Here is a 3922-nt window from a genome sequence, read left to right on the forward strand (position 1 = left end):
ACCTCTACGTCATCCCCGACGAAACCATCCCCCTGCTCGCCGACGACCGACTCGACCAGCGACTGTTCAACGTCACCGACCTCATCAACATGGGCTACGACGACGCCCACACCACCGACATACCGCTGATCGCCACCTACCCGGAAGCAGCAGCCCGCACCGCCGCCGCACCGGCCGGCGCCACCCTCACCCACGACCTACCCGCCATCAACGGCCACGGCCTCACCACCGACAAGGAAGACACCCGCACCCTCTGGACCACCCTCACCACCGGATCCAGTCAGACCCGGACCAGCGGTGTAACCAAGCTTTGGCTCGACGGCCAGGTGTACGCCACCCTCGCCGACAGCGTCCCCCAGGTCGGCGCCCCCGAGGCCTGGGAGGCCGGCTATGACGGCGACGGCGTCACCGTCGCCGTCCTCGACACCGGCATCGACCCCACCCACCCCGACCTGACCGACCAAATCAAGGACAGCGTCAGCTTCGTCCCCGACCAGGACACCACCGACCCACAGGGACACGGCACCCACGTCGCCTCGATCATCGCCGGCACCGGCACCGCCTCCGAAGGCGACAACACCGGCGTCGCCCCCGCAGCCGACCTCCTCATCGGCAAGGTCCTCAACAACGGAGGCGTTGGCCAGGACTCCTGGATCATCGCCGGCATGCAGTGGGCCGCCGAATCCGGCGCCGACGTGGTCAACATGAGCCTCGGCAACGCGGCCCGCACCGATGTCCTCGACCCGATGACCCTGGCGGTGGAGAATCTCTCCGCACAACACGACACCCTCTTCGTCATCGCCGCCGGCAACAACGGAACGACCATCGGCACCCCCGGCAACGCCGAAAGCGCACTCACTGTCGGCGCCGTGGACAAGCAGGACCAACTCGCCGGGTTCTCCAGCGTCGGACCACTGGCCGGGAGCGGAGGGCTCAAACCCGACCTCACTGCCCCCGGCGTCGCTATCAACGCCGCCCGCTCCCAACACAGCACCGGCGACGGCATGTACACAATCAAGACCGGTACCTCAATGGCGGCCCCACACGTGGCCGGAGCAGCAGCCATCCTCGCCCAGCAACACCCCGACTGGACCGGCCAACAGCTCAAAGACGCCCTGATGAGCAGCGCCGAGACGCTGAGCGACAGCTACACCGCGTTCCAGGTCGGCACCGGCCGACTGGATGTGGCAGCAGCCGTGGACGGCACCATACAAGCCGCCGGCACGGCCTTCATCGGCTACTTCGAATGGCCACACCAGCCCACCGACACCCCCGTCACCGAACCGGTCACCTTCACCAACACCGGCAGCACACCGGTCACCCTCGACCTCACCACCACCGGCAGCGACGCGTTCACCCTCAACGACTCCACGGTGACCGTGCCCGCGGACGGTCAGGTGGATGTCCCAGTAACCGCCAACCCGAGTGGAATCGCCATCGGCTCACACGCCGGCTACCTCGTCGGCACCGACCCCACCACCGGCGACACCATCACCCGCACCGCCCTCGGCCTCCTCAAAGAGGACGAACGCTACGGCCTGACCATCAAACTCCACGACCGTAACGGCGACCCCACCCAAGAATTCGTCGTGCTACGGGCAGCAGGCGAATGGTTCCCCCGGTACATCCCGGTCGATGGTGAACGGACGCTGCGCCTGCCACCGGGGACCTACACGCTGGAGACGAAAGCGGAGGTCCCGGGTGAGCGAGCGGACTCCCTCGGCCTCGTCCTGCTGGCCGCCCCGGAAGTCGTGCTCGACAAACCAACCGAGGTGATTCTGGACGCCAGCAAGGCACGACTGCTCGACACCACCACCCCGCAACGCAGCGAAGACCGACAGCGGCTTCTCCAGTACACCATCGACTACGGCACCGGAGCCGGGCCGCTCTACTACGTCCACTCCATCTCGCCCGGATACGACGACCTGTATGTCCTACCGACCGAGAAGAGCACCGAGAACGCTTTCGCTATGGCAGCTAAGTGGCGTAAGGGTGCCCCGGTCCTGAGCCTGCGCGCCCTCGGCCTACTCCCCATCGACGCCGTCGTCCAACCCGGCAGCACCATCACCACCGGCAAACAATGGCTACACCCCGTCCACGCCGGCACCGGCACCCCCGAGGACTACGCCAACCTCGACGCCGACGGCAAAATCGCCGTCGTCACCCGCAACGACGACATCAGCGCAGCTGGCCGGGCCGCCGCCGCAGCCGCCGCCGGAGCCGCACTCCTCCTGGTCGTCAACGACAACCCCGGAATCCTCCACGAAGATGTCGGCGAATCACCCATCCCCGTCGCCAGCGTCCACCGCGACATCGGAAACATCCTGATCAAGCTCGCCGAACACGGCGTGCCACCGTTGAAGGTCGACCAGGAGCAGTACCCCGACACCATCTACGACCTGGCCCGGGTCTGGCACGAACAGGTGCCCGACCAGCCCCTCACCTACCACCCCAGCCACCACGACCTGGCCCGAATCGACGCCCGCTACCACGCCGTCCAGGACACCGAAGGCGCTGGATACCGCGCCGACACGGCCATCGGCCTTCCCCTCGGGGTCCTCGAGCCGGAGTGGCATCCCAGCACCCGCACCGAATGGGTCACTCCGGACATCCCCTGGGTTGACGGCCACATCCAGCGTGACTTTTACACCGCGGCGGACGCGCATACCTACGCCGAGGGCACGACCACCGAGGTGGACTGGTTCGCACCCGCCATCCGACCGGCTTTCAACCAGTCGTCCTATCTCCGAAATAGTCGATACCAGGACCAGATGACTCTCAACCCACATTCCTGGAGCCCGTCGGGCGCCGTGCTCGACTACAGCGGAGCGATGAGGTATCCCACGGCACAGGAACACATCAAGCTCTATCAGGGCGACACCCTGCTACACGAAGACCAGAATTTTGCACATCTGATCAAAAAGGAGGTGCCGACCGGGACGCTGCCGTACCGGCTGGTGCTGGACGCATCACGCTCAGCAGAGGAGTGGCGGCTGTCGACCCGTACCCACACCGAGTGGGACTTCATCTCCAGCACCAACGACGCCGACCCCAACTCCCCCGAACCCCTCACCCTGCTGCAACTCGACTACGAACTGGAAACTGATCTGCGAGGCGACGTCGAAGCCGGCACCCGCCAAGACATCAGCATCACCCCCAGACCACAGCCCGGCGGCTCCGGCACCGGCACCATCACCGCAGTAGAACTTGAGGTCTCCTACGACGACGGCACCACCTGGCAACCCATCACCCTCACCCAAGGCGACAACAACCGCCACACCGCAACCCTGAAACTGCCCGACCAACCCGACAGCTTCATCTCCGTACGCGCCACCGCCGAAACCGACACCGGCTTCGCCATCCGACAAGAACTCATCCGCGCCTACGGCCTGCGATAGCCAACTGACGGGGTCCCCGGACCAATAACGGTCCGGGGACCCACCCGGCCCCAACCCCAGACGACCCTGCTACCCACCACCAGTTGAACCTCGTCACACCAGCCGTCCGCGGCGCCCAGCGGCGCAGTCGCCGGAACACCGTGACGGAATGGCGCACCGTGGCAACTACCCCGGTCACTGACTGTTCACCACTCGAACAACATCGGTGGAGGCATGCACATGTCTTATTCTCCAACGCCATTCGCTGCGGGCGGATCACGGCGGCGGCTGATCGCCGCCGCCGTGGCCGTCGGGTTGATCGCGACCTCAGTCGCCGCGATCGATCCAGCTGCCGCGAACGCCGGCCTGTCCCCGACAACCAACCCCCTCGCCACTGCCGGCACCGCGCCGGAGGCGCACACCGTCACCCTGATCACCGGCGACATCGTCACCGTCCGTACCCTCACCGACGGCAAAACCCTCACCGAGGTCGAGCAGCCCGACGACGCCACCGGCGGCTTCAGCGTCCAACAACACGGCGACGA

General features: G+C 66.4%; 2 protein-coding genes. Both read left to right on the forward strand.

Features of this window, described 5'->3' with window-relative positions; all coding sequences use genetic code 11:
• Nucleotides 1–3398, forward strand: a 3398-nt coding sequence (locus H0524_RS10460; protein WP_255435874.1) for a S8 family serine peptidase, incomplete at its 5' end; no start/stop codon positions are given.
• A gap of 219 nt (nucleotides 3399–3617) precedes the next feature.
• A partial coding sequence (locus H0524_RS24580) for a hypothetical protein (RefSeq protein WP_255435875.1) occupies nucleotides 3618–3922 on the forward strand: 305 nt, incomplete at its 3' end.

The sequence above is a fragment of the Salinispora sp. H7-4 genome (assembly GCF_013416675.1).
In the GTDB taxonomy this organism is placed as follows: Bacteria; Actinomycetota; Actinomycetes; order Mycobacteriales; family Micromonosporaceae; genus Micromonospora; species Micromonospora vitiensis.